Consider the following 2,319-nt stretch of genomic DNA (forward strand, 5'->3'; position numbering starts at 1 on the left):
CCGATATTATAGAAATAACGGCCACGAACAGCGTAAATTCCTTTTTATTTCTTGGTAGTTTCATATAAAATTCCATTTTTTATACTCCTATTCTTTCATTGAAATTATACGGTTAACATTTTCCATAAACGTTACTGTTCACTGGCAAATCTGTAAACAGTAACACCGTCTGCGCAGGCTTTTCGGCAAAATAAAAAGCGTGAGACCTGGCCTGATCTCACGCTGAACCATTATACGCGTATTTCCGAATATCCAAATTATATGGGATTTTCCCCAAAATTGCAAGTCATAATTTATATAAAATTTTTATTGGTGAAGTGAAAAGTTTATTTCCACTTTGAAGGGGGCAAAGTGGATTTTAGTCTTTCTCCTACTTCCATCTCCACAAATGTTGCATTTAGTCTTACACTTATCATATGAGACGGCCGCCGGAAAGGCTGGTATACATATGAATCCTAAAAATGCTTTTTCCCATTTGACGCTGCAGGAACGACGTATCATTCTTACCGGTATTACCAACGGTTCTACAAAGACCGCTATCGCACAGACTCTTGGTAAGGATAAATCTACGATCGGAAAGGAGATCAAACTCCATAGGAAACTTACACACAAATGTAAAATGCCTCTTGAGTGCAATAACTACCGCAAGTGTGCCTTCGGACGCCAGTGTACCGCCGACTGCCCTGATTACATTCCCTTCCGCTGTTCAAGGCGCGACCGCACCCCTGGTGCCTGCAACGGCTGCTCTAACTGGTCCCGCTGCAGATTCGATAAGTATCAGTACTGCCCCGAGGACGCACAATTAGATTACTATACCACCCTTGTTGATTCCCGGGAAGGCGTAAATCTAACTATACACGAAGCAAAGGCCATGGCTGCTATCATCGCCCCACTATTGAAACAGGGTCAGTCCCCTTATCAGATTGTCACAAACCACCCCGAACTGGGCATTTCCGAAAAAACTCTTTACAACTATATTGAAAATGATGTCTTTCACGAGATTGCCGGGATCACCGTCTTGGATTTACGACGACAGGTATCCAGAAGAATCTCCAAAAAGAAATCGAAGGGTTATAAGAAACGAACCGACAGGAAACACTTGCAAGGCAGAACCTACAAGGACTATAAGGAATATATTTCTGAAAATCCTGACGTCTTTGTGACACAGATGGATACCGTATATAACAACGAGACGAACGGGCCTTTTATCCAGACCTTTAAATTTGTAAGGGCAGGCGTCCTTCTCGCCATATATCACGAGGATAAGACTGCCCTTGCCATGAAGAACGGCGTTGACCTGCTCGAATCCATTCTTGGGCAGGCTTTGTTTCGCAAATATGTCCATGTCCTGCTCACGGACAGGGGAACTGAATTTTCATCAGCCGAAGCAATGGAAAACAGTCCCGACGGCACTAGGAGGACACGGGTGTACTACTGCGATCCCATGCAGTCCGGCCAGAAAGGGACTTTGGAGAACAAGCATATCGAACTGCGCTACATCCTCCCTAAAGGGACTGACTTAAGGGAATTGGGGCTGACCGACCAGGCAGCTTTGAATCTGGCTCTCAGCCATGTCAATTCCGCTCCTGTCGAACTGCTCGGTGGCAAGAGCCCTTTGGAGCTTGCCGATTTTATGTACCATGATCTCTATGAAAGACTGCTTGCTTTCGGCATCCGACAGATTGATAAGGATCAAGTAACCTTAAGACCATATCTGTTGAAGAAGAAAGATTGATAAGAGCTGAAATTAAAGAAAGAAATAACAGGCGGCTGTCAGGAATATATACGTCCCAGCAAGTGGAATTTAGTCTTGTCCCCTTTAAAAACACGTCTAAAGTCCGCTTTCTTAACATGCCCAGAAAGCCCTTTCTGAGCAGACAGCTTTGTTATTTCTCTTCTTGATTGTATCACTTAATTCTACTTTTAGGAATACCAAAAGTGGTAATCGCTCTTTTTGTAAGAGTAATTGCCACTTTTCTTTTTGCCGTTTTCAAAGTGGAAATAAACTTTTCACTTCACCTATATTTAATATTTCGCTGCAGTTTATCCACCAAATCGGGATTTAGACAACGAGCTTCAGTCTCGTTGACGGACGGGGACGCTTAATGACAGGGATACCGGGAAGGTACTGGGGCTGTATATGCCGTTGCGAAATGCACCCGTGCGGTCAAGTGCTTCTAGAACCCCCGCTGCCGGACAGACGGGTACGCTGAACACATCACGGGAAATCTGATGATTTCCCGCGCTGGGTTCAGCAAAAACTTGATTCGGTGATCAAGTTTTTCCCCGTCTGTCCGGCAGCGGGGGTTCAAGAAGCAC

At 44.5% G+C, this 2,319-nt stretch carries 1 protein-coding gene; it reads left to right on the forward strand.

Annotated elements, in window-relative coordinates:
• Positions 1–448: 448 nt before the first annotated feature.
• Positions 449–1,735, forward strand: coding sequence for an IS30 family transposase (locus HMPREF0240_RS23120; RefSeq protein WP_035314765.1), 1,287 nt, complete (start codon positions 449–451; stop codon positions 1,733–1,735).
• Positions 1,736–2,319: the final 584 nt, after the last annotated feature.

The sequence above is a fragment of the Clostridium sp. D5 genome, from assembly GCF_000190355.1.
GTDB lineage: Bacteria > Bacillota > Clostridia > Lachnospirales > Lachnospiraceae > Faecalicatena > Faecalicatena fissicatena_A.

Coding starts and splice junctions, on each gene's coding strand:
- HMPREF0240_RS23120 (WP_035314765.1), top strand. CDS start 449: ATGAATCCTAAAAATGCTTTTTCCCATTTGACGCTGCAGGAACGACGT.